We start from the raw sequence: 24,986 nt of genomic DNA, 5'->3' as shown, positions 1-24,986 counted from the left end.
CCGATGGGATGGAAGTTTCGATCTTGTACGCAATCGGTGTCAGGGCGATCCACGAACCCAGTTGCTGCGGCGGATGTCGAACAAACGGTAGAATAGTTAGGCAAGTCGCCGATCGATCTCCAATGCCGCAGCAAAGCGAGTCGAAGTTATGAGTCAAGCGGAAGATATCTCACTGGTCGCCCGATGGTTGGCCGAGTCGGAATCGACGGTTCTGTTTACCGGCGCCGGCATCAGCACCGAGAGCGGCATTCCCGATTTTCGCTCTCCCGGCGGCGTCTGGACCAAGTATCGGACGATCTATTTCGACGAGTTCCGCCAATCCGCAGAAGCACGCCGCGAGTATTGGCGGCAAAAGTCGGAAGCGCACGTCGAGTTCTCCGCCGCGGCGCCCAATGCGGGCCATCAGATCTTGGCCGCTTGGGAAGCGCACGGCGTGGCCCGCGGATTGATCACGCAAAATATCGATGGACTGCACCAGATCGCCGGTAGTCGCCAGGTGCTCGAGTTGCATGGAACGGCTCGTGAAGCGACCTGCTTGGATTGTGCGGCTCGCTTTGAGATCGATCCGTTGGTGGTCCAGTTTCGTGAGACCGGCGAAGTTCCTCCTTGTCCCAACTGTGAGACAGGGCGTTTGAAACACGCGACGGTTTCGTTTGGTCAGATGTTGCCGACCGACGTGTTGGAGACGGCTTACGATTGGTGCAGCGACGCCGACTTGATCTTGGCGATCGGCTCGTCCTTGGTGGTGACTCCGGCGGCCGACTTGCCGGTCGCTGTTCGGCGTCGCGGCGGCCGCGTTGTGATCCTTAATCGCGACGAGACCGGGCTCGACCAGATCGCCGACGCCAAGCTGAGCGGCGGCATTGGCGCAACGCTAGTCGCGATTGACGCGGCGCTCAGCCGCTGATTCTACGATCGGTTGACCTAATTCAGGACGCTCAAGATCACAAAGACGATAAGCACCAGAAAATAAAGTGCATAGACCGCCATGATAACTACCTGAAAGATCGCCACGATCTTGATCGACTTCGCCAACTTTTCGATCGCCTCTTTCATCAGACGCGTATCTTGCAATCGTTGAGCTTCGGCAATCCGGTTGGCGTGTTGCCAGAGGAGAACTCCTGACCAGATCGGCAGCCAGGCAATGACGATGCCGATGATCGACAAGATGAACATGGCGCCGAATAGGATCAGCGAAGCGGCTAAGACTTTTGACCAAACGGCGACCTCCCTCAGCGGTTGCAATAGGCCGAGTACGCCTAGCGCACCGACTCCGGTTGCGGAAGACGATTCGTCGGATGAAAGGGGGGATGCAAACGGATTCTCAGGCATAGCGGCGAACTTCCAAGGCAAAAGATGAAATCGCATTCAGGGCGACGATTGGATATCGTGACCGAAACCGTGATCGATCGCAACTGAATTCGCAAATGAGAACGGAGCATCGACCGCTGAATCTGACAGCCTGTTAAGCGCTCAGCCAACAGGCGACGCAAACCGCCGCTATCGCGATCACGGTCAACGTCTTGAGTACGAGGTCGCCGATGCGGACGAGCCGATCGATTTCAGCCAACAAGGTTTGCGTGCAGATCGCATCCTTCGCTTGAAACGCGTCATCAAACTGCTGCGTCAACTTGCGAATTTGCAGTCCCAGGCGAATCGGCGCCCAGCCGATCACCAGGCCGACGATCGAAACGCAGTAGATTCCGCCGAGTAGAATCAGCAGGATCGCGATGAGATTCGCTTTGCTGATCAAACGAACCAATGGCCGGATATGTCGGAAGTGCTCGTGCGATTCTTCGTCGATCGAACAAGGCTCCGGCGCAGTGGGCGAGGATAAATCCGCGGAGCGATTTGGTTGCATATTGCGTTTAACTATCGCGCGCTGGACCAGCCGGCGCGCTCTCCGGCAATCTTGAAATTTCAAGCTGCAATATTCTAGGCGGCAGCCCCAGAGCGGTCGAACGCTCGATGCAGATTTCCAAAGTAGTACTCGATCGCATCGGGATGTTTTACGACTTCGTCTGGGCGTCCTTCACAGAGAATCTTGCCGCGATGCACGACGTAGCAGCGATCGATAATCTCCAGCGTCTTCTCTGCTTGATGGTCGGTAATCAGGATCGAAATCCCCCACTGACGCAGCTCTTTGATGATCATCTGAATGCTGTCGACCGTGACCGGATCGATCCCGGTAAATGGTTCGTCGAGCATGATGATCTCTGGATCCGAGACCAGGCAACGCGCGATCTCGAGACGTCGGCGTTCGCCGCCCGAGAGGGAAGCGGCCCTCGATTTGCGAATGTGCGTGATATCAAACCGGGTCAACAAGTCCTCGCATCGTTTGCGGCGCGTCTTGCCGTCCATCCCCAAAAGCTCCATCACGCCCAGCAGGTTTTGCTCGACAGTTAGTTTGCGGAAGACGCTGGAATCTTGAGCCAGATATCCCATGCCGCCGTCACGGCAGCGCTTGAACATCGGCCAGTCAGTGACGTTCTTGCCGTTGAGATAGACCTTCCCCTTGTTCGGTTCGATCATGCCGCAGGTCATGCGAAAACTGGTCGTCTTGCCGGCGCCGTTTGAGCCGAGCAGGCCGACGATTTCTCCGCGACGGACGTCAAAGGTGACTCCGTCGACCACTTTGCGTTTGCCGTAGACTTTTTCGAGGTCGTTGGCCGAGAGTATGAGCTCTTCCATGGTCTCGCTGCGCATCCGTGCGACGTCGAGAAGCGATCGAGTACGTTACTCGATAAACTTCATGCGACGAAAGTTGGGGAAGTAAGGAACTGGGTTGTGCGTCGAATGGGGCCAGTACACGAACAGCGCTTTGCCGATCAGCAAATCGCCGGGTACGTATTGCTCACCGATTGGCCATAGTCGCCCATCAAAGCTGGCGGCGCTGTTGTCGCCCATCGGAAAATATTGATCGTCTTCCATCGTGAAGCTGACCTGCGCCCGCATATCAAAGATGTCGGTCGTACTCCATTGGCTGGGACTACGCATGATCTCAAGGATCATGTTTTCGGACGGCCGCTCATTGGCCGTATGATAGTCCAGAATTGTCTCAGGGCGACCGCGGCGGGTTTGCGTCGAATCGGCGATGTAGTAGACGTCGCGCTTGATCCGCAAGCTTTTGGCCGATAAGACGGCGCCGCGCGATCCAAGGCCGACCGGCAGCAAATCACCGGGATCCTCTTCGCTCCAAAACGGATTCAATGTTCGCGGCGAAACGAACGTCGCCGGCGCCGAGAAGGTGGTCAGGCTCTCATCGACCCAAAGTCGCAGCTCGTCGTCGCAATTGGCAAAGCGAACCGAATGTTGTCCGGGGCCGCGCACCGCCGTCGCCGCAGTGATCGGCTTTCCGTCCGCCGCGTCAAACGTGATCTTTTCACCGACGATCGATAGCGTCGCTTCGCCGGTCGCCACGTCAAACGTACAACGGAATTTATGGCGGCCTTCGACCAATTCCAGGATGACCTCGCCGGAATTTGACGTGATGTCCAAATCGGCTTCCAGCGCCAAGTCTCCAACCCAATGCATCCCATAATCGCGAGCCGGCAACCCCGTCGTTCCCGCGTAGGAGGCCGCGTTGTAAACGTTGAAATCGGTGATCAGACTGCTGTCGTCGTCCCGCGCCCGCTGGGCGTTGACCTTCTGGCCATGTTTGGCCGAATTCCAATCGGACGAGCCGGGGAAGATGTTCCGATACCGCAGCCAATCGATCTCGCCGCCGCTGGGCGTACACACGTACGTATATTCTTCGCTCGTCGTTCGCCAAGCAGTATTGCTCAGCGGATAGGGCTCAAACCGATCAGGAAAACCGGCTTGTTCCAAGTCAGGATTCGGATAGTCCGAGTCATAGACGGTTTGCAGCAGCGTCAGTTGTTTACGCGGCGGCTTGCGCGCGATCTTGCCGACCTCGTCCGCGGGATCGTCCGAGACGTAGATGTCGCCGTGCCAGATGTGAACGGTTTCGCCCGGCAATCCGATCAACCGCTTGATGTAGTTGACGTTCGGCTCTTGCGGCTGCTTGAAGACGATCACGTCCCAGCGCTTCGGAGCGAAGAACTCGTAAGCGAATTTGCTGACCAAGATTCGATCGCCGGGATATGACGGCAGATCTTCGATGTTTTGAACGGTGTGGTAGAGCGGATCAATCGTGCCGATCAACGAGCGGCCTTCGATCACTTGCCCGGTCTGCGAGTTCACTTCGTCGCTTGCGCCGACGTGGTACTCGTAGTTGGTCTCGGGATCGAGCACATCTTTGTGCCGGCCGAACAACGTGGGCGCCATCGAACCGGTGGGAATGACGAAGGCTTCGGCCTCAAACGCGCGAAATAGCAGCGCTAAGACGATCGCGATCGCGACCGATTCGATGAACTCTCGGCTGATCGCAAAGTTGTCGGCCGTCGCCGACTTCTTCGCAGCAGCCGGCTTCTTCGGCGTCGGCATATATTCCGGAGCATCGGGAATCGCGGATTTCGTACGGTTCTTGCGGGCCATGCACGTTCTCAATCAGACAGAGCGCCCGGTTCAGGCGCCAAAAGCGAAACTATACCGGATTTACCGATCTGAAGAAACTTTAGTCCGGCTTGCTAGCGGGGTCCATCCGACGAGCGTTTTTCGCCGCAATCACGCCGAAATGCCGCGAATCGCGCGACGCTGGGACGTTATCCCCTAAAACGAAGTACGCGTCAGTGGGGATTTTGGTTTCAGGAAAATCAGCGTATCGAATGTCGCGGAAAATTTTTAAGGACTCTATTTTTCCTTTACCGGGATGGATACGCAGCGGTAAGGCGGTGCAATTTCCCGGTTGCAGCTGGTAAGGAACGGTCACGCCGCCTCCTCGATCTCCCGTTCCCAGTTGCAGGAGTTGATCACAGACGCAGGCATGCACCACCGCCGATTCTTGCCGCGGCAGGTCGTTGGAGTCTGCAGATTGCGAGACACGAAGCGGTTGAATTTCGTCACCTTTGAGATAGCAAATCGTCCTGCCGCCCGGCGGATCGTCGCGCAGTAAAAAATCGTTCTGCTCAAAACCAAAGACCACCTCCATCGGTCCATCTGGCGTCCTTACGAAGGTGCAAATCAATTCGTTGAGCGGATGCAGCTTGCCGGGCAAGCCCTGATTGTAGGGATAGTCATCCAACGGCGGCGCGGCGCCTGTGATCTGGATCCCCTGGCTATGAACTTGGTGGTGATACTGAATCCAGCCATCTGCGGTGATGGAAATGCGCGGATCGCTGGCCAGATTGTCGGCGACCTGGTAAACAGGAATCATTACCCGCGACAGTTCTTTCCAGCGCTTTTGATAGCGCTCGCCGTCGATCCACAAATCTCCGTCGCGGCACGCGATCGTTTCGCCCGGCAGTCCCACAACCCGTTTGACGACGCGCTGCAGCGGGTCGTCAGGATCTGGAAACATGACCAGATCAAAGCGTTCGATCTCGCCGGTGATTGTCTCCAACGCATCGCCGGCGCGGATATCGTCTGTTTTCACCGGCGCGATCGCGCCGCAATCGTCGCAAGTTGCCGTCGGAACCGGTCCGCGGGTCGCATCGATCGGAAAGTCGTGCCCACACGTAGGACAAGTCACATTGTAATGCGGCCCCAACAGCGCCGGAGCCATCGACGGTCCGGCCACACGATAAACCGGCGCCCGCGCAAAAAACGCATAGCCGCCGGCCAGGGACGCGAGCATCAAGATGCCGGTGAGTACGAGCAGACGTTTCATAAAACCGAGTTATGGGTGCGGACAAATTTCACTTTAGCCCGAGGCGCAAGCCGAGGGAATGTGGTTGGACCGGACCGGACAAGGTTGGACCGGACCGGACAAGGTTGGACCGGACCGGACAAGGTTGGACCGGACCGGACAAGGTTGGACCGGACTGGACAAGGTTGGACCGGACTGGACAAGGTTGGACCGGACCGGACAAGGTTGGACCGGACTGGACAAGGTTGGACCGGACTGGACAAGGTTGGACCGGACCGGACAAGGTTGGACCGGACAGGACAAGGTTGGACCGGACAGGACAAGGTTGTCCCACTGTCCCAAGGGGCGAAAGTCGTTGCATGTCGGATTCCCTACCTCAAAGATCGAGTTTGGATGGGACGTTGAAGGAGGACGAATATCGGCCTGTAGTTTTGTTGGGGGCTGTAAAAATAGTCTCCCAGCGCGCAGCATGAGACCAAATCGCGATCGCGACTTGGTGGTTCATCTTCCTCGAATAGTCGATCCGAATTGCGTGCGCTTTGTAAAGGGACAATTCTTTCCGACCTGCACAGGGCGGGCTCTTTTGTTACTTGAAATAATAGATCGTTTATGCAAGAACTTCTGCCCAAGCAATTTTGGATCGCCAACGTTGTCGAAGCCCGCGATCTGCGCCGCGTGCATGACTTGGGGGTCGCGGCGATTTGCGATCTGGCGATCGAGGAACCGCCGATTGCCTTGACGCGCGATTTGATCTATTGCCGCATCCCAATTTTGGACGGCGGTGAGAACAGCAGTGCGACGCTTCGCCTGGCGGTTGCGACCGTGGTTCGACTATTGCGTGACGAGTCGCCGACGCTTCTGTTTTGCAGCGCCGGGATGAGTCGCTCTCCGGCGGTCGCCGCGATTGCGCTGGCGATGGTTCACGCTCGCGAGCCGGATGAAGTGCTCGGGGAATTGGCGGAGCGGATGCCGTTGCAGGTTTCGCCCCATCTGTGGCGCGATTTACAGGCGGTGCATGCGGCTTGGTGATTTTGACCGCATTCCGTCGCTTGCGCAGTGGGATAGTGTCGCTTCGAACGCAAAACGCCCTGATCAAGAGATCAGGGCGTTTCTCAGTTTTACAACTGTGGGTCATGCATTGTCGCGGCGCCTAGATCAGCTTGGCGTCACGCATTTTGGCGGCCATGCCGGCTTGACCGAAGGCGGTCATGCGGTCGACGCAAACTTGCTTCATCGCCGCGCGAGCCGGCTTCATGTAAGCGCGGGGATCGAACTCCGAGGGGCTTTCCATCAGGACCTTGCGGATGGCGCCGGTGATCGCCATGCGGTTGTCGGTGTCGACGTTGATCTTGCGTACGCCGCTCTTGATGCCGCGTTGGATTTCTTCGACCGGCACGCCGAAGGTTTGCTTCATCTTGCCGCCGTACTGGTTGATGATGTCCTGCAGCTCTTGCGGAACCGACGAGCTGCCGTGCATCACCAAGTGGGTGTTCGGCAACTTCTTGTGGATCGCTTCGATGCGGTCCATCGCCAGGACTTCGCCGGTCGGCTTCGAGGTGAACTTGTAAGCGCCATGGCTCGTGCCGATCGCGACGGCCAATGCGTCGACGCCGGTCGCTTTGACAAATTCAAACGCTTCGTCCGGGTCGGTCAGCAGCTGATCGTGCGATAGTTCGCCGACGGCGCCGTGACCATCTTCGGCTTCGCCGGTGCCGCTTTCGAGCGAACCCAAGCAACCGAGTTCCCCTTCGACGCCGACGTTTTTGGCGTGCGCCATTTCGACCACCTTCTTGGTGACGGCGACGTTGTAGTCGAAGTCAGCCGGGGTCTTGCCATCTTCTTTCAGCGAACCGTCCATCATCACCGAGGTGAAGCCGTTCTCGATGGCGCTCATGCAGGTCTCAGGGCTGTTGCCGTGGTCCTGGTGCATGACGATCGGAATCTGCGGATAGAGTTCGGAAGCCGCGATCATCAAGTGACGCAGATAGTTGTCTTGCGAGTAAGCGCGAGCGCCACGCGACGCTTGGACGATCACAGGGCTGTCGGTTTCCGCGGCGGCCTCCATGATCGACTGAATTTGCTCCATGTTGTTGACGTTAAAAGCGGCGACGCCGTAGTTGTTTTCGGCGGCATGGTCGAGCAGAACGCGGAGCGTAATCAGCGGCATGAAATTCTCCTCAGCAGAACAGTAAGGACGCGAATAAGGATGCGGTAGAAGCGAAATCACCGCTGGTTTGCGCCCTGCGGTAAATTGTTTCGGTTTAGCAAGCGATCGATTATCAAACCGTAGAAGCGTTTCGGTCAATCCCCCGGAACTTAATCGAACGACACGGAGCCATAGGTTTCCGTAGATTCTGCCTTAATGGGCGAAATCTCCCCGGGCTCTGCAGCTTTTTCTATTTCCGCGGCAAAAAGATTGCCGGTCTGGCTCGCCGCTAGGCGAATCAGCATTACCTGGCGACGTCCATCCGCGCGAGAGAAGAAGGCTTTTCCGGCCCCTTTCAGCTCGTCGGTGGCCCCCAAAATTAATGTCTCGCCGGGAGACATGATCGCTTTCATCGTGAGGTCCGAGAGGGCCTCAGAGCGGGGGCGATGGGCGATCTCAAAGATGCCGTCCCGAGGGGACGAAAAGTCGCGCTGCGGTTGGCCGTGCTGAATCTCAGGAGTCAGTTCGACCAGCACTCGGCCATCCCCTTGCGGATAGGTGAGGATGGCGAAACGACATTGGGCTTGGTAGTAAGTTTCGCCGGTGACCGCGTCTCCTTGTTTGACGAAACAGGTCAGCTCGGGCATCACGTCCGACGCGATCAGTTCGCCCCGCTTTCCTTTGCGGAAACGGCGCTGTTCGGCGATCGGCATTTCGCCATCTTTGACCAGGACCGACGTTTGCCCATTCAGGCCGGACTTGCCGGATCCGGTTTCGAGCAGATCGCGAATCTGTTGCGGCAAGTGATAGTTGATCAAGCCGACGCGGATTCCGTTCTCGTAGAGATGGTGACGCGTCGAGGTCGGCATAAACTGCTCATCGACTTCGAGCCACATCTGGGCGATCGCATCTTGCTGCATGTTGGGAATGCGCACCTTGGTCGTTTCCAGCACCACGGTGTCATCGGCGATGTTCGACTGCGGCAACGTCGAAGGCTCGGTGGTCGTCTCGCTTTGCCAAAGCGCGCAACCGCAAGCGCCCAGCGCGAGCAGTACGACGATCGACAATCGAGGGACGAACAGCGACATCCTCTAAACAATCCATGAAGACAAGGTTGCTAGCTGCAATGGGGACGAGTCCGTCGCACGACCGAGATTTCGGCAGCGACAACGAATCTGGGGGAGAGTACGTCGTCAGGCGGAACGGGGTCAACAGCAACCGCGGCGAAAACATCAAGAGTGGGGGATGTGAGATGCGATTGCGAGCGATCACCGGCGCCTAGTAGTCGAATTCGCTTTGTCGCCAATCGTCTTGGCCAGTCGCATCGCGCCACCGATCGGTCCGTTCTGCGGCGCTAGCTGCTAGCAAAGATTTCTCTGTTTTGCCAGCAACCCATCCCGGGTAAATTGCCGTACTAACAGACGGACTTACCGGGGCGCGCCCACCAAGGAGGAATCGCATGCACTACTTAAAACTGACCACGGCGGCCATTTGCATGGCCGTGCTGTTTGGCGCCGCTCCGGCCCACGCGCAAACCATCGAATCGCAAACCGTCGTCCAAGCGACCGGCGTACTGAATGAGATCATGCAGATCCCGGCGAAGGGAATTCCGCACAGCATGCTCGCCGACGCCCAAGGCTTGGTGATCATTCCGAACATGATCAAAGGGGGTTTTGTCGTCGGCGTACGTCATGGCAACGGCGTCGCTATGGTTCGGGACGCGGCGACCGGCGGCTGGACCGCTCCGCAGTTTGTCAGCATGACCGGCGGCAGCGTCGGTTGGCAGGTCGGCGTGCAATCGACCGACGTGATTTTGGTCTTCCGCACGCAAAAGAGCGTGCAAGGTTTGCTGCAAGGAAAATTTACGCTAGGAGTCGATGCGGCCGCAGCCGCAGGCCCGGTCGGTCGACAAGCTTCAGCCGGCACCGATCTTGAACTGAAGTCCGAAATCTATTCGTACAACCGCAGCCGCGGACTGTTTATCGGCGCGTCGCTCGACGGCAGCGCATTGCAGATGAACAACGCCGCGACCCGAGCCTACTACGCCGCAGGCGTTCCGCCGGAAGCGAACGAACTGGTCGCGACGGTTTTGAAATACTCGGCGCCGCAGACGGTCGTCGCACCGGGGATGGTTGTCGAGCAGCAGCCGACAGCGGCTACCGAAACGCTGGGCCAGGCCTCGGCGCATTTGAATCAGTTGCAGGCCGAGACCGCCGCGGCGTCGCAGCGATTGGGAGCGGTGCTGGATGAAAATTGGCGACGCTATTTGGGGTTGCCGCCTGAGGTTTATACTCCAGGGCGTCAACCTTCGCCGCAAGCGCTGGAGGCTTCGCTCGAAAATTTCCGTCGCGTGATGGCCAACCCGCAATACGCGCAACTGTCGCAGCGTGCTGATTTCCGCGCTCTGGTCGCGGTGCTAGAGCAATATGCGGCGGCCCTTTCGCAGCCGGTGGTTGATAACGCGTTGCAATTGCCGCCTCCGCCGATGTAATCGTTGCGACAAGCCGTCAATTCGCGGAGATCCGTATCCACCCAGACGGCGGACATCGGACAATTTGGGGCTAAGATAGAGAGAACCCTCATCTATTTGTGCACCTCGCAAAGTTGAATAACTCCGTGGATTCTCCGTCCCCCAGTCAGCAGATCGCCCAGTTGGAGCAACGACTACGCGAAAGTGAGTCGCAGTGCGCCCAACTGCAGCAAGAGAATAACGATTTGACCGCCCAGCTTTCTTCGCTGCGCGGTCTCGCGGAAAACCTTCCCTGCTTCTTGTTCCAAACGCTCAACAAGATCGATGGAACCGACTTCTCGATGACGTACGTGGGAAGTGGGATTCATCGCTTCGGCTATTCGCCGCAAGAGATCTACGATCGTCCAGAGCTGATGATCGAGATGATCCATCCGGATGATCGCGGGGCCTACTTTGCGTTGGTCGACGATTGTCTGAATGACGCCAGCTTGCCGTTCCAGATTGATATGCGGCTTGTTTCGCCGTCGGGCGACATCCGCTGGGGACGCGTTCGGTCGAGCGCTGTCCGCGTTTCGGGAGAATACCTGCAGTACAACGGCGTTTGTATTGATATCACCGAAGAAAAGCTGACGGCAGCGCGGTTGTCCGAGTCAGAATCGCAACTGAAGCTGGCGCTGACTCCGCGCGATTTCGGCGCATTCATTTGGGATTTGACCACGGATCTGGTCACGCTCAATAGTTCGATGTTCCCGGCGTTTGGTCGTCCTACCGATTCCGAGGTGATTCACGTCCGCGAATTCTTCACCGCCGTTCACCCGGACGATCGGCAGCGAGTTCGAGAAGTGCTGGAGCGCGTGATCGCTTCGGAGAATGCTTTCGAGGATGAGTTTCGCGTTGTTTGGCCGGACGGATCGATCCACTACCTCTCGGATCGGGCGGTCGTGCAACGCGACGCTACGGGCCGCGCGGTCTTGATGTGCGGAGTTTGCTGGGACGTCACCCCCTTAGAACAAGCGCGCGGCGAACTCGAAAACAAAGTGGTCGAAAAAAGCGTGGAGCTAGAAGCAATCTCCGCGCGCTGGCAAGCGATTAGCGATTGCTCGCCTGATTTTATCATGACGCTGGATCGCGACGGCGTGACCCGCTACATCAACCGAACTGCGCCCGGTGTCACGGTCGAAGACGTTCTGGGACGGCCGATGATGGATTTCGCAACTCCTGAGGACGCGGCAGCGATCACCGAGCACATGCGGGCGACGCTGGAAAATGGCGAAATGCGCAGTTGGGAAACGAAGTTTCCACACGGCGACGGGGTTCTTGATCTGCTCGTGCGTTGCAGCCCGCTGGTCATCGATGGCGAAATTCAAGGCGCCGTGATCGCATCGACGGATGTTTCCGAACTACGAAAAATGCAGCGACGTCAGGCGCATGACGAACAGTTGTTGCGAGAACTATGGCAACTGCAGGAAAAAGAACGTCAACTGACGGCGCTCGAAATTCATGACGGTTTCGTGCAGTATGTCGTCGGCGCTCAATTCGCGTTTGACGCGGTCCGCTATCGGCTGCAGGACGAGCAACACCCGGCGCTGGAGGATCAGGTCAAAGGGTTGGAGATGCTGCGTTCGGCGATTGTCGAAGCCCGGCGTACGATCAGTCGCCTACGACCGCTGGTGATCGACGATGACGGTCTGGTCGAATCGCTGCGTTATTTGGCCGCCGAAGAATCGGACCGCTATGGATTTGACGCTGCGATCGAGTGTGAAGGAGAGTACGAAGATCTAGATCCGCTGTTGATGGGTGCGATGTTTCGCATCGTCCAAGAGGGCGTTTCCAACGTTCGTCGCCATAGCGGCGTTGCGGAGGCGCATGTGAAAGTCAAACGCGAGGGAGATCGCATCGCGATCGAGATTCAAGACAACGGGAAAGGTTTCGACTTGTCCAAGGTCTCCAACGAACGATTTGGCGTTCGCGGCATTGTCGAGCGAGCGCGGCTCTTTGGCGGTTCGGCCGCGATTGACAGCGCACCCGGCAAAGGAACTCGGATCCAGGTCAAGTTGCCGACGTTAGCGCGGCAAACCGAACTGCACGCGCTGTTACAAACGATGGCGCCTAATCTCGATTAGTGGTTCGCCATCGGCGGACGAATCGGACCAGGACCGCGGCCAAACGGCATTCGCGGCGTGGTCTGCATCTTGAGCGGTTGTTGGCTGGCGGCGCGCGACTCAAGCTCGGTCCTCAGGCCTTCGCCGTGTGGTTCTATCTGGTTGCCAAACGCGTACGGAACGCGATAGCCGATCCCGCTGGGATAGGCGAATGGAACGCCGTAGCCGATTCCGCCGTATCCCAAGCCGCCCATGTCGAGCCCTCCGTAACCGAAGCCATATCCGCCGCCGTAGTAACCAAATCCTGGCCCATTGCCAAAATCGCCACCCCAAAAGTCAAGCGCCGGCATCGGCGCGTTGTACGGAGCGATCACTTCCGGCGTCTTGCCGCGGCGCTGCTTATCGGACTGCCCGGCCATCATGAACGAGTAGAAATTGTCGTCGCTCTTCGTATCGTCCCCGTCTTGGGCGAAAATTTCTTGCGGTGCGGCAAACGCGATCACTGCGCAAAAAATCGCAATGCGGCTGTGAGTTGCGGACATGATAATCGTCTCAGTTGGAGAAAAACGACGTTGGTCGAGAGAGATTTTCCCTCTGCAGAAACGTAGCTCACAAAATGCGCCCAGGTTGGGTCGAAACGATTTTTTCCGTTCTCCACTCCTTTGCCTGTCGTGACTGCCGGTCTTGGCTATGATCAAACGATGCGAAGCGCCGTCATTCCTGAGACCAAGGAGAAGAATCTCGTGAAATTGCAATTTGCCTGCCTGGCCTTGTTGCTGCCATTCTGTCTTGCGACGACGGGTCGCGCGGCGGACGATCTGGCCTCGAAATGGTATCCCGCGACGGCCGTTGCTCCAGAGACTCCCGAGTTCGTCCTGGTCACCGACGAAGTCGCCGCGGACGAATCAGCGAAAGCATGGGGCGAGCAAGCCAAGCAGCTTTGTGATCAATGGTTCCCCCTCATCTGTCACCTCCTGCATACCGAAGACTGGACGCCGCCCCAACGCGTCGAACTGGTCCTGAAAAAAGAACAAGACGCCCCCGGCGTGACGATCGGGTCGAACATCTACATCAGCGCGGCGTGGATCAAATCGCATCCGGAAGATTTTGGGATGGTGATTCACGAGCTGACCCATGTCGTGCAAAGCTATCCTCACTCGCGCGGCAAACCAGGCTGGCTGGTCGAGGGAATCGCCGACTACGTGCGCTATTGGAAGTACGAGGCCGAGCGTCCGCGCTATCCGCTCAATCGAAATCGAGCCAAGTACACCGACGGCTACAATAACACAGCCGCCTTCTTAGCGTTCCTCACTTGGAAATACGATCGCCGCATCGTACCGAAACTAGATGCAGCGCTGCGCACGCGTCGCTACAACGACAAGATGTTTGAAACGCTGACCGGCAAAAACCTGGACGATCTGTGGGCCGACTTCCTGGCCAACAATCCAATGGCGTAGTGAGGCAATGACGAATGTCGAAGCTCTAATGTCGAATGAGCAAGGTCCCGCGACGGACCAGCTTGTTTGGGCATTCACGAGACATTCGTCCCCTTTTTCCCTGCCGATTATTGTCGGCGGATCTGCGTCGTCAGTGAATAGACATGGCCCTGCATCTGGTAGCGGGCCTCGGCGTACATCGCGACGAAGCCTTCCTGCGGCGCGTCGACCGTTGCGACGTACGCTCCATCGGCGGCGACAATCGGCGTGCTTGTCCACTTGGCGGGGCGAAAGTCGCCGCTGCCCGAAGTCGCTGACCAAAGCCGAACTTCCTTTGGCGCTACATCGCTGCGTACGGTCAGCGTGATCTTTTCTTCTGCTTGGGCATACTGCCATTGCAGGTTGGGAAGCGGCTTATCGGCGGCGACATGCTTGACGAACGCGACCAAAGTCGTCAACGCGGTCTCCAGTCCCCCTTCTAGTCCATGTCCCCCGTTGGGAATGTAGAGGAGATGTTTCTGTCCCGGCAGATCATCCCAATAGATGTTCAACGCATCGACCACCCAGTAGGGATCGTTCGTGCCGTTGATGATCAATTTGGGCAACGACAATTGGGCGCGGTAGGTGTATGGGTCGACCCAGCGCCACAGGGGAACGTCTGGTTCTTCTTGCATGACGCGGACCAGCCCTTTGCTGGTGTAGTCCTTGATCTGCTCGCTAAATTTGCCCCAGGTCGCAATTTGATGCTTCATCTGCGCTTGGAAATTGAGGGTGTCAATCACAATTGGTGCGATCCCGGCGACGCGCTCGTCAGCGACGGCGGTTAGCCAGGTGGTCCAACCTCGTTTGGAAGCGCCTGCGACGACAAACTTATCGACGTCAGCGTCCCATTGTTGTTGGGCGACCAACTGAATGACGTCCATCGCACGAACGGCGCTTTTCACCATCGGAAACAACAGCGGCCAAGTCGCATCGCGCGAGTCGAGATAACGCAAAAACGTTTCCGTAATTAGATCGTCTTCAGTCCGATCTCCCAGCAGCGGTTGATTCGGAACCTGCAGCAAGTAGCCGACGCAAACTCCGCCGGCGTTGGCCATGCGAGCGCCGGCGATCATGTCGCCGGTGCGAAGTTTGCCGCCGGTCTTCCCGCCGGTGATAAACAACAGACTATGCTCGGGATGCTTGTTTTCTTGCGGCTCGAAAATCGCCAGCCGATGCGTCCAGGTGATCCCTTGCCAGGTCTGGGAGGTCAACTCGACTTCATGCAGTCGCCCCATGTTAAGCGGCAAGTCGGTTGTTTTTTCCAACTTCCAGGCGAAACTCTCGTCTGCTTGAGCGACGTAATCTTGCAATGCCGTCGGCGGCGCAGCGACCTTCTCGGCCCGCAAGCCGCAGGGACTGGCCCCAACAACAAACAACGCGCCAAGGGCGAGAATATGAGAAAATCGGATCATGGGTGCAATGCTGGGGTGAAACCGTAAAGAGTGGGAGCGTCGAGCGACTTACTTGGTCGTCAACTTGATCTCCCCAAGATCAACAGGTTCTTGATCGGCGGTGAGGGTTAACTTGACAGGCGATTTCTCAGGCTTGTTATAGCGATTTTTCAGACGATCGGGGCCCGAAAATCCGACCGACATCTGATTCAATTTGCCCCAATAAAACGTCAACGCATAACTGCCAGGGGGAGCGCCGTCACCCTCCACGTACGTGGACAAGGCAAACCGGCCGTCTTCGCTAGTCAACGCTTGCGTCACCGAGGGATGCTCCAGATCGTCATCTCCCACTGACTGACACTCGATCACAATCGGGCTTCCCGGCGGTTGTCCATCGACAGTTACAGTACCTGCAACTTGGACCGTTGGTTTCGCAAAATATTCGTGCTCTTTTTTGCCGCAACCAAACGACCAGAGCGCTGTCGTCATCAACGACAGCGCGAGTAGATCCTTGCAGTTCATCCAAACATTCCCAGATACGATTGGCGATACGAAAACTCCACGTCCTGTTTCTCGTGATGACTAAAAATCGCCGGGGACTTCTCCCCCCGCAGCAGTCATCAGCGCCGCGAACGTAAAGCCCTCGATCGTGGAGGGAATGAATCGGACAGAGCCGTCGCACATCAAGAAGTTGGCGCCGCCGGGATGAAACGAAAAGAAACCGACGCCGCGCCCATTGCTGCAGTTGATAATGCATGCGCCGCCGTTGGTTCCGAGCGATCCGTCATACAACGAGCCTTGCGGCCAATGATCGCCATGCAAAGCGTCGCCCCAACCGCCTCCTTGGGTGCCGCCGTAGGTGGTCGTCAAAGTAGCGTCGATTTTTCGCAGCTTATAAACCGAAGGCCCTCCCAGGCGTTCACCGACCATGAAGGTGTTGGAAGTTCCGTCGACAACGTCCGCCACGCGTGGGCACGAAGTGCGCCCCCCAGGAACCGTTTCCCAGAGCACTCCGCTCCGACTCGGCGGCGGGTTAGCCCCGTACGCCAATGAAGCATAAGCGCCGCGGATACCGGCCGTGGCGCTATAATCTCCGCGTGCGGCGGTCCAGGTCAATTCGACCGGGGGAAGGCCGGTTTCCAAAGCATCTTCGGGAACGTTGTAGTCACTTAAAACCTCGGCTGCGGCCGAGGGACACATGAATGCGTTGAGCGGAGTCTGGATCACTTCCAGATTGCCGGTCACCGCAGCGGCATTGAAGCCGGCGGCGGCGGCCTCGTTAAACGCCGGAGCGCGCGGGTCATACTTGTCGTTCAGAGCCGCTTGTTCGAGATAAGGCAACAGTTGGAGCGACCAGCCTTGTATGTTCAGGTCGGCCGAGATGTTCCAGCCAAATGGAAAACAGCCGAGCGTCGAGTGGTAGTTATGAAACGCCAACCCTAGCTGTTTCAGGTTGTTGGTGCATTGCATCCGCCGAGCCGCTTCGCGGGCTTGCTGCACCGCAGGCAATAACAACGCAATCAACACGCCGATGATGGCAATGACCACTAGCAACTCCACCAACGTAAAACCGTTACGTCGGTGCATGGAAGCGCTCGCGCGATGAAATATCATGACGCCGTTCCTTGAACAAGATGTCGAGAGAAGAAAAGAAGAATGAGAAGAGACGCAATGCGTCAAACAATTTAAAAATTGCGACGCAAGTGCGGATGTCATTGGAGAAAATTGATCTGACTGAGTCAAACCTAATCCGGAAATTTCTTCAATCCATAGCGCAATGAAGCGGAGCGAATGTCACGTACGTGCGCAATGTCCTATCGGAAAGCGCCGCGAAAAGACTTCGTGAATTTTTCCAGCAAAACGGCGGATCCAGAAATCGCCGGTCCCGCTGGAAGCGTAGGCTTTAAGATTACGGTTCTTTGTTCGTGTTCGAGCGGTCGTGAACCGTCAATAGCGCAACTCCATAGAGCGCAAAAAAACAGGACGTGCGACAAGCTAAGTTCGTCGCACGTCCCGATTGAAACCAGATCAGATCAAAAAAGGATCTAATGTGGCAGTGGGCGCCTACCGGCAACCCGCCGGCAGCCGTTAGGCGTCACCACCTCTTCGGCTAATACAGACAGATTCCACTGAACCACCTCCTTTCCACTAAAGCCACCCCAGTCTTTGCCGATTAAGCCAGTTAGACGACATCGAGCTGGGCTCTAGTAAAATTGCGTCGCGTCAACGCAATCCGATACTACAACTTTGCGCCACTCATTTGAGTTCTGCAAGAGCAATTCTCACAGCGGCAACCAACTAGACAACCCAGCTTGGGACGGGTTCGCGCCGCTGGCAAGTAATTTCGGCGATCGTAACTTATGGCCGGAAAAGGAGTTTGGTCGCAATAGGATACAGCCCCAAGATTTCGCCGACGAGAACGAATTTCTCACGACGGATATTCGGTCCCGATCGCGAGACGAAAGCGTACTGGAACGAGATCTACCGATTTTGCCCGCAAGACGCTTCTCTGGATCGATGAAGTTCGAGAGTTGCTAGGACTGCATCCGCAAAAGTTGACGCTGAACCTGCCGATCGAAAACGCGCTGGAGTAAGTGGATGAGACTCGAGCCGTCTCCAGCGGCGATTTTCAGGTAGAAGTAAAGACGAGACGGAAATCGAGCCGACGACCGACAATGCTCCTTAACTCAACCGAAACGGAATCATCTTCCACAGCCGTTGATCGCGGAGATAGATCCCCAGCCAAGCCAAGATCGGCAGCAGAATCTGCACCGTCATATCTTCGTCCTTCAGCCAGTGCGTGCAGATCGCTCCGCCCATGTAGCCGGTCAGCAGGATCGCCCCCAAGATCGCCGTCGGCGGAATCAGATACAGCACCGCACAGGTCGTCAGCAAGATCCCCAGCGGCAGCAGCTTGTCGACAGGGAAACCAGACTTTTCCATTTCGGCGACGACCTCTGGATCCATCTCGCCGCCCAGGGCCATCGACAACTTCATCACGCCGGCGGCTAGAAAGGCCAAGCCTGCCAGAATGGTGATCACGCGCCCGATCCACACCGCGATCATGTTGGGTTGGTGGGCGACGATTTCTGATTCGCTCATCGGTATGTCTTTACGTGTTACTGGTGACGTTGGCTGGGGGAGATATCGCAGTATAACGAGCGAGGAAACCGCGGGGCAATCAACGTCCTGATCTTAGCGAGCATTTCTTAGAAGTCGCACAGTCTTGAAATTGCGTTTTATCGAATCATTCGACCAGGAGAGCGGTTTCCTGCGAGCTGCCCCATTGATTTTCCAACGATAAAACGACTAGGTCTCCGCGTTCTTCTCAGCCGCACGGCGTTAGCCGCGGTTTCTTGTCTCCAACTCTTCCGTCGACAACAATGCTTTCCTGTCAGAAACCGCGGCTAACGCCGTGCGGCTGATTTTGAGGGAGAAGCCGGAGCGAAAGGCGGCCAAGAAAAGAAGCTGGCGGCCCCGCCCAACAAAAAGAGCCCCATCATGGGGCTCTTCGTACAGCATTCGATCGCGGCGATCGCTTATTGGAGATCGAACGCTAACCCTGCGTTGGCTTGCGGGAGCAGTTCCACTTTGATCTGGCTGAGTTCGTTATATTTGCCGGGGATTGAAGCGATTTCGGCAACCTGGCCGCTGCCGTCATCCATCGTCATCATGCGTCCGGTTTTCCAAGATCCGTAGATCTCGATCTTCTTCACTCCGGCAGTCGATTTGCCGTCGAATTTGCCGGCGATAATTTCACAAGCGCAAGTCGGCCCGCTTCCGATTTCTTTCGTATCGGGAATAAAACTGATTCGCCCTTTTTCTAACGGCTTCCCCTGATAGGTGACCATCCCCGAAACAGGATAGGTGACCGGCCCGCTTTGCACCTGGCAGCCGACAACCATCAGTACGACGCCTAGCATCGCTGTGATTCGATAAATAACCCAAGCCATGTTTACTTCCACTCCCGTTTTCGCGAAATGATGACGAACCCACTCTCTCGTTGCGTTAGATCTCTCCTAACACTTCGCCATCGTTGCGAGAGCCGAAGCGGTTCCAGGTGGTTAGATCAATTGTCTCGGTAACAAACCCGACCGACGCGTCAGCCCTCCCTACCAGCACGCCGCCAGGATGATAACTTCGGGAGCCCATGCGACACCACTCGGTCGTTGCGACTCCGGGAGCACGCGGCGGGTAGTCGACAATCGTGGCCGAATTGGCCGTGTCAGGCGAGTCCGAGTTGGGCGTATCGCGCAGCGCCAAAGTGACGTTGGCGTTGTTCCAGCCGGTCATGTAGTAAGCGCCCCGGCGATCGATGTCGTCCGGCACCAGGATGATCTCGCCTAGCATCGCCACGTTGCTCGTACCGTCTACGACGTCTGCGATCCGAATTCGGGATTCGACAAAGAACATCCCGTCAGCCTTTCGATCGTTATCGGCGTTCTTTAAGCTATGCGAACCATGAGAGACGACATAGTTGCCATGAAATCCGCGCAACGGACCTACCTTGGGATTCGCTGGATCGGATGGACACATGAAGCCGTTGACGATCGTCTGGCGCTGGGTAAATTCCCAAGGCAATCTGCCCGCTTGGATATCGGTTTGGACCGAATCAAACAACGCAGTCTGCTCGACGAACGGCAAGAGTGATTGAAACCAACTGTAACGGAGCAAGTTCTCCGCCGTGCCAGATTGATTGAGTCCCATGTAGTACCCCGGTGGAAAGCGGCCGTTGGTATCGTGATAGTTGTGCAACGCCAATCCGATCTGCTTCAGGTTGTTGCCGCACTGCATCTTGCGAGCGGCCTCGCGGGCTTGTTGCACCGCCGGCAAGAGCAAAGCAATCAAGACGCCGATGATCGCGATGACCACCAGCAATTCGACCAAGGTAAACCCCGAGCGTCGTCGCGCGAACGAAATCATGTCGTTCCTCTCCAGCGAAAGGTGAGAATGAGAGATAAGCAGGAAGAGCTTGCGATGAAGGATGTCGCGTTTTTATGGAGAATTTTTATCCAAAAAAATCATAGCAAAAGCTTGGCGCCAGGGATATGAAAGTCTTGATGATTCCCACCGAGACCGCAAATCCGCATGAATAGACAAGAACGTACCCTTGTTTCGGGAAAAACGTGCGTTTAAGTCGTTCAACGACCGGTACGTTCTTTCTGACGCGATGAAAGTGTCGCGGCCACCACCGATTTATTTATCGATACGGCTCTTGTTCGACCCTAATGGCAAGCAGGATTTCGCAAAATGCGCAAGAAAATGAGGCATCTTAGGGGGAATGGTGAGAAACGGCGAAGACGGCTTTTGCGATTGCTTCGCGCAGCAGGCTACGAAGATTAAGGGAGTCGCCGGTCTGTCTCTCCATAAAAAAGAGCCCCTTCACGGGGCTCTGCTCATTCGCTGCGTTTCGTTGGAAGAGAGCCCTAGCTCATCTCAACCGGCGCCGCCGGAACGGCGAAATTCTTGCACAGTTCCAGCACTTCGGTTCGGATCGCGACGTGCGTCTTTTGATCTTCGGGGGCTTTCAACGCCTGCAGGATCCACTCGCCGACCTGCTTCATTTCGGCTTCTTTCATGCCGCGGGTCGTCAGCGCGGGCGAGCCGATGCGGATGCCGCTGGGGTCCATCGGTTTCCGTTCGTCGAACGGGATCATGTTCTTGTTGACCGTGATGCCGCAGTGATCGAGAACCGCTTCGGCGATCGCGCCGGTCGTACCGACCGACGTGACGTCCATCAACATCAAGTGGTTCTCGGTGCCGCCGGTCATCAGGCGAACTCCGCCGGCCATCAACGTGTCGGCCAACGTCTTGGCGTTCGCGACCACCTGCTTGGCGTACTCCTTGAACGACGGCTGCAGCGCTTCGCCAAAACAGATCGCTTTGGCGGCGACGATGTGCATCAGCGGACCACCTTGCGTGCCGGGGAAGACGTTGCGATTGATGAGCTTCGCGTGCTCCTCTTTGCAGAGGATCAAACCGCTGCGCGGGCCGCGGAGCGTCTTGTGCGTCGTGGTGGTGACAAAATCGGCGTACGGCACTGGGCTGTTGTGCATGCCGCCTGCGACCAGACCGGCGTAGTGGGCCATGTCGACAAACAGCTTGGCGCCGACTTCGGCGGCGATCTCGGCGAACTTCTCGTGCGGGATCTCACGCGGATAGGCGCTGGCGCCGGCGACGATCAGTTTCGGCTTGTGCTCGCGAGCCAGTTTGACGATCTGATCGAAGTCGAGCCGCTGCGTTTCGCGATCGACCCCGTAGCTGACAAAGTTGTAGAGCTGCCCCGAGACGTTCAGCTTCATGCCGTGCGTCAGGTGTCCGCCGTGCGCCAGGTCCAAGCCCAGGATCGTATCGCCGGGATTGACCGCGGTCAGATAGACGGCGAAGTTGGCCTGCGATCCGGCGTGCGGCTGCACATTGGCATGCTCGGCGCCAAACAGTTCTTTGGCGCGGTCGATCGCGATTTGCTCGACGACGTCGACATACTCGCAGCCGCCATAGTAACGCCGACCGGGGTAACCTTCGGCGTATTTGTTAGTCAGCACCGATCCGGCCGCTTGTTGAATCGCGGCGCTGGTGTAGTTTTCTGACGCGATTAACTCGAGCCCGTCCGCCTGACGGCGCTGCTCATGAGCGATCGCTTCCCAAACCGACGGGTCATTTTGCTTAATGAAATTCATGGCGTTCCGAAGTTAGCGGGGCGAAGCAGAATAGTCGCGACCGGCCTGAGCGTCCTAGCGGGCGGCCGAAGAATCCATCATTGTCGGGGGGCCAGGCCGATGCGTCAATCGCCCGGCAGGCGGGCATTGCGGGACAGTCAATGCGAAAGTCGAGGGGAACAGACGGGATAGAGCCGGGCACAATGTCTAATGACGGCGTGTGACGCTACGAGTGGTTACTTCAGGGGTGGGCTCTTTCGCCCCAGATCGCCGGCGCTTGATAATCTTTCGGCTGCGGACCGGCGTTTTTGGCAGGGGCCGCTTCCGATGCGAGTTGGTCAAAGCGGTTTCGTAGCTTCCGCAGCATTTTGGCATTGGTGGTCGCCCGATTCTGTTGCTCGGCCAGGTCGTCGCTCAGATTGAACAGCTCGACCTTTTCTCTTGGCTTGCCGATGTTGTGGACGACCAGCTTCCAATCACCAACGCGGATCGCGCCTTCGGTCGGCGTGATGTTGCAGACGATCACGTCGTGCGGCGAAGGTTCGCCTGTAGTGATCGATGGCCAGATGTTGCGACCATCGAGCGGCTTGGCTTGTTGCAGCGAACCGCCGGCCAGCTCAATCAAAGTCGGATACCAGTCGACGATATGCAGCGGCGCTTCGACTTTCGAGCCGGGGGCGATCCTCCCTTTCCAAGATGCGAACGCACAGACGCGGACGCCTCCTTCGTACAGCGTATGCTTGCCGCCGCGCAGCGGTCCGTTATCGGTCAGCTTGCCGGGCTCTGGTCCGCCGTTGTCGCTGGAGAAAATGAAGAGCGTGTTATCGAGCATCTCTTGCCGCTGGATCTCGTCAACGATCTGGCCAACCGCTTCATCCAAAGCGGCGACCATGCCGGCGTAGGCCTGACGCCGTTTTTTCATGTCGCCGTAGGGGGCCGCGTAGCTTTCCGGCACTTGCAGCGGTGAGTGCACCGCGTTGAACGGCACGTACAAAAAGAGAGGCTTCTTTTTGTCACGATCTTGAATCACACGCACCGCTTCTTGAGCGATCAGGTGGGTCGCATAACCTTCGTCTCGATTGACGTGATCGTCTTTGTGCCAATCGTGCCCGCCGTCGCGGTCATGGGTGAAGTAGTCAAGCGCCCCGTTGTAGTGTCCATATTGATGATCGAAGCCGCGCGCCATCGGCAGATAGGCGGGGGAGACATGACCCAAGTGCCATTTGCCGACGATCGCCGTTTCGTAGCCTGCGTCTTGCAGCGCCTCGGCCAAGGTCCTCTCATCCAGCGGCAATCCGTAGTCGGCCCAAGGGCGAACGACTCCCACCTGCAATCCGTACCGCATTGGATAGCGTCCAGTCAGCAGCGCCGATCGTGTGGGCGAACAAACCGGCTGCACGTAAAATTGCTCGAGCTTGGCGCCGGAGTTGGCCAATGCGTCTAACTGCGGCGTCTTAATCGGGCTGCCGCGCCAGCTGACATCGGCGCCGCCAAGATCATCGGCCAGAAGAAAAACGATATTCGGCCGGGGAGCATCGGTCGCGAAGGTGGTCGCGACCGAAGCGAGAGTCAGTGCGATGGTGAGAATCAGAGAACGAATAGCAGGCATGGCGATCTACGCAGGGGGTAGAATGAGAGAGAAAGTAATAGCTGCAATCTAACAGGCTCGTAGATTGGATGCTGCGCGGCGAATCTCCAGCAAGCTCGGCCTGCGAATCGCTCGCCGCTATCGGGTAACTTCCCCGCATTGTGAGCCGAGATGCACCGACTTGAGTAAGTGATTTATGCAAAAAATGACCAAGCTCAATCGGACTATGGTTCGTTCTGCGCCCGTAAGCGAATTTAACGAGCAAAGTCTACAAAAGCTGTTTCAATTCGAAACGAGATGGGCTAAGTTAGAAGTCGCCTACCCTACCGACGCAACTTCAAACGCTCCCCCCCTACCTTGTTCGTTGCGTCAGCCATTTGAATTCCAGGAAGCGATATGCACTTTCGTATACTGCTTGGCGTCCTGCTTAGCCAACTCATTTCGGCCGCCGCTTGCGCCCAAACGATTGTGGACTTTGGTCGCGACGTCCAACCGATCTTGGAATCTCAATGTCTCAAATGCCATGGTCCCGAGAAGGCCAAAAATGACTTTCGGGTGGATGATGCGCTCTCGATGAGCTTTTATGTCGAGCCGGGCGATTTGGAGTCGAGTTCGCTGTGGACCGATTACTTGGCGACCGAGGATACTTCGATGATGATGCCGCCTCCCGCGCATGAGGGCGATGGCGGATTACCGACCGCCGATCTGGCGATCATGAAGCTGTGGATCGAGGAAGGTGCGAATTACGAATGGGTCGAGTCCACCGCAGCGCCGGGCTCTGCAGCCCAAGCGCCTGAGGAAGCGCCGCCGCTGAGCATGGCGGCCAAAATCTGGTTGTTCCAAGGATTGTTTCATCCAGCTTCGACTCATTTTCCGATTGCGCTGCTATCCATTTCGATGGCCTTTCTCGCTTTATCCTTTTTCGCAGGCAAGCCGCTAGAATCGGCGGCGTTCCATTGTTTGTGGGTCGGTGCGCTTACCGCAATTCCGGCCTGCCTGATGGGCTGGGCCTACGCGACCGATCAAGGCTACGTCGATCCCTTTTCGCTAGATCCATCCAGCGGAATCGATCGGCACCGCTGGCTGGGAATCGGCGTAACCCTGTTTTCTCTTGCACTTGTGCCTATCGCTCACTCGGCCATCAAAAAAGAGAGCTTCCGTCGCAAGCTCGTGTGGTTTGCGGGTTGTTGCGTCCTGGCCGTGGGCGCCTCCTTCGTCGGTTTCCAAGGGGGCGAGCTCACCTACGGCGAAGGACACTACGCGAAGGAATACGAGCGACTATTTCTCGCCGATCAGCCTCCAGTCGAAACGGAGCCTGTGCACGCGGTAGACGCAACGCAGCCGGTCGCTAAGCAAGACTAACCGCCTAACGGCTTGGCTGGCGATATGGAGTTCGCATTGCTGCGATCGAGCAGCCCGTCCACAAAATCCTCGGTCGAAGCTTG

At 57.2% G+C, this 24,986-nt stretch carries 22 protein-coding genes; 6 read left to right on the top strand and 16 right to left on the bottom strand.

The window, feature by feature from the left end:
* Positions 1-148: 148 nt before the first annotated feature.
* Entirely contained in the window at positions 149-907 is a 759-nt protein-coding gene (locus DSM3645_RS00855) for an SIR2 family NAD-dependent protein deacylase (RefSeq protein ID WP_002650075.1), read from the top strand.
* A gap of 17 nt (positions 908-924) precedes the next feature.
* Here DSM3645_RS00855 and DSM3645_RS00850 read toward each other — a convergent pair whose 3' ends face one another.
* The 5 genes from DSM3645_RS00850 to lepB (DSM3645_RS00830) all read right to left on the bottom strand — a co-directional run bounded on the left by DSM3645_RS00850 (position 925) and on the right by lepB (DSM3645_RS00830) (position 5,728).
* Entirely contained in the window at positions 925-1,332 is a 408-nt protein-coding gene (locus DSM3645_RS00850; RefSeq protein ID WP_002650074.1) for a DUF5362 domain-containing protein, read from the bottom strand.
* A 133-nt stretch (positions 1,333-1,465) separates the two neighbouring features.
* Positions 1,466-1,861, bottom strand: a complete 396-nt coding sequence (locus DSM3645_RS00845; protein WP_002650072.1) for a DUF5362 family protein — start codon at positions 1,859-1,861, stop codon at positions 1,466-1,468.
* 74 nt (positions 1,862-1,935) lie between these two features.
* Positions 1,936-2,691, bottom strand: a complete 756-nt coding sequence (gene lptB / locus DSM3645_RS00840) for an LPS export ABC transporter ATP-binding protein (RefSeq protein WP_237564729.1) — start codon at positions 2,689-2,691, stop codon at positions 1,936-1,938.
* A 45-nt stretch (positions 2,692-2,736) separates the two neighbouring features.
* Positions 2,737-4,497: a signal peptidase I gene (lepB, locus tag DSM3645_RS31680; RefSeq protein WP_002650070.1), complete on the bottom strand. Its 1,761-nt coding sequence runs from the start codon at positions 4,495-4,497 to the stop codon at positions 2,737-2,739.
* Between the two features lie 79 nt (positions 4,498-4,576).
* Entirely contained in the window at positions 4,577-5,728 is a 1,152-nt protein-coding gene (gene lepB / locus DSM3645_RS00830) for a signal peptidase I (protein WP_002650069.1), read from the bottom strand.
* A 588-nt stretch (positions 5,729-6,316) separates the two neighbouring features.
* Between lepB (DSM3645_RS00830) and DSM3645_RS00825 the strand changes: the two genes are divergently transcribed.
* Positions 6,317-6,736, top strand: coding sequence for a dual specificity protein phosphatase family protein (locus DSM3645_RS00825; protein WP_002650068.1), 420 nt, complete (start codon positions 6,317-6,319; stop codon positions 6,734-6,736).
* A 121-nt stretch (positions 6,737-6,857) separates the two neighbouring features.
* On the opposite strand, the gene fba is transcribed toward DSM3645_RS00825, so the two are convergent.
* A complete protein-coding gene (fba, locus tag DSM3645_RS00820) occupies positions 6,858-7,874 on the bottom strand; it encodes a class II fructose-bisphosphate aldolase (RefSeq protein WP_002650067.1) in 1,017 nt (338 codons plus the stop codon).
* Positions 7,875-8,023: 149 nt separating this feature from the next.
* Entirely contained in the window at positions 8,024-8,941 is a 918-nt protein-coding gene (locus tag DSM3645_RS00815; protein ID WP_002650066.1) for a hypothetical protein, read from the bottom strand.
* A 371-nt stretch (positions 8,942-9,312) separates the two neighbouring features.
* Between DSM3645_RS00815 and DSM3645_RS00810 the strand changes: the two genes are divergently transcribed.
* Positions 9,313-10,344, top strand: a complete 1,032-nt coding sequence (locus tag DSM3645_RS00810) for a lipid-binding SYLF domain-containing protein (protein WP_002650064.1) — start codon at positions 9,313-9,315, stop codon at positions 10,342-10,344.
* Between the two features lie 125 nt (positions 10,345-10,469).
* Positions 10,470-12,446 (top strand): PAS domain-containing protein, encoded by a 1,977-nt coding sequence (locus DSM3645_RS00805; RefSeq protein WP_002650063.1) that lies wholly within the window; start codon positions 10,470-10,472, stop codon positions 12,444-12,446.
* On the opposite strand, the gene DSM3645_RS29795 is transcribed toward DSM3645_RS00805, so the two are convergent.
* Positions 12,443-12,967 (bottom strand): hypothetical protein, encoded by a 525-nt coding sequence (locus tag DSM3645_RS29795; RefSeq protein ID WP_002650062.1) that lies wholly within the window; start codon positions 12,965-12,967, stop codon positions 12,443-12,445. The two genes, DSM3645_RS00805 and DSM3645_RS29795, sit on opposite strands and share 4 nt — an antisense overlap.
* 201 nt (positions 12,968-13,168) lie before the next feature.
* On the opposite strand from DSM3645_RS29795, the gene DSM3645_RS27455 reads away from it, so the two are divergent.
* Positions 13,169-13,882: a basic secretory protein-like protein gene (locus tag DSM3645_RS27455; protein WP_161603266.1), complete on the top strand. Its 714-nt coding sequence runs from the start codon at positions 13,169-13,171 to the stop codon at positions 13,880-13,882.
* A gap of 107 nt (positions 13,883-13,989) precedes the next feature.
* Here the strand turns inward: DSM3645_RS27455 and DSM3645_RS00790 are convergent, their stop codons facing one another.
* From DSM3645_RS00790 to DSM3645_RS00750, 8 genes are all read right to left on the bottom strand, one after another.
* Positions 13,990-15,315, bottom strand: coding sequence for a PhoPQ-activated pathogenicity-related family protein (locus DSM3645_RS00790; protein WP_002650060.1), 1,326 nt, complete (start codon positions 15,313-15,315; stop codon positions 13,990-13,992).
* A 48-nt stretch (positions 15,316-15,363) separates the two neighbouring features.
* Positions 15,364-15,816 (bottom strand): hypothetical protein, encoded by a 453-nt coding sequence (locus DSM3645_RS27450; RefSeq protein ID WP_002650059.1) that lies wholly within the window; start codon positions 15,814-15,816, stop codon positions 15,364-15,366.
* 60 nt (positions 15,817-15,876) lie between these two features.
* Positions 15,877-16,881, bottom strand: coding sequence for a DUF1559 domain-containing protein (locus DSM3645_RS00780; RefSeq protein WP_040351487.1), 1,005 nt, complete (start codon positions 16,879-16,881; stop codon positions 15,877-15,879).
* 1,095 nt (positions 16,882-17,976) lie between these two features.
* Positions 17,977-18,396 (bottom strand): DoxX family protein, encoded by a 420-nt coding sequence (locus DSM3645_RS00775; protein WP_002650056.1) that lies wholly within the window; start codon positions 18,394-18,396, stop codon positions 17,977-17,979.
* Between the two features lie 437 nt (positions 18,397-18,833).
* Positions 18,834-19,247, bottom strand: coding sequence for a hypothetical protein (locus DSM3645_RS27445; protein WP_002650054.1), 414 nt, complete (start codon positions 19,245-19,247; stop codon positions 18,834-18,836).
* Positions 19,248-19,302: 55 nt separating this feature from the next.
* Positions 19,303-20,217: a DUF1559 domain-containing protein gene (locus tag DSM3645_RS00760; protein ID WP_002650053.1), complete on the bottom strand. Its 915-nt coding sequence runs from the start codon at positions 20,215-20,217 to the stop codon at positions 19,303-19,305.
* Positions 20,218-20,720: 503 nt separating this feature from the next.
* Positions 20,721-21,974, bottom strand: a complete 1,254-nt coding sequence (locus tag DSM3645_RS00755) for a serine hydroxymethyltransferase (RefSeq protein WP_002650052.1) — start codon at positions 21,972-21,974, stop codon at positions 20,721-20,723.
* Positions 21,975-22,194: 220 nt separating this feature from the next.
* Positions 22,195-23,562: an arylsulfatase B gene (locus tag DSM3645_RS00750; protein WP_002650051.1), complete on the bottom strand. Its 1,368-nt coding sequence runs from the start codon at positions 23,560-23,562 to the stop codon at positions 22,195-22,197.
* Between the two features lie 375 nt (positions 23,563-23,937).
* Here DSM3645_RS00750 and DSM3645_RS00745 point away from each other — a divergent pair, with 375 nt between their 5' ends.
* On the top strand, positions 23,938-24,903 hold the full coding sequence (locus tag DSM3645_RS00745; protein WP_002650050.1) for a c-type cytochrome domain-containing protein: 966 nt from the start codon (positions 23,938-23,940) through the stop codon (positions 24,901-24,903).
* The last annotated feature ends 83 nt before the right edge of the window (positions 24,904-24,986 follow it).

The organism is Blastopirellula marina DSM 3645 (genome assembly GCF_000153105.1).
GTDB classification, from domain to species: domain Bacteria; phylum Planctomycetota; class Planctomycetia; order Pirellulales; family Pirellulaceae; genus Blastopirellula; species Blastopirellula marina.
Note: the sequence above shows the minus strand (reverse complement) of the source record. Positions and strands in the feature narration are given on the sequence as shown.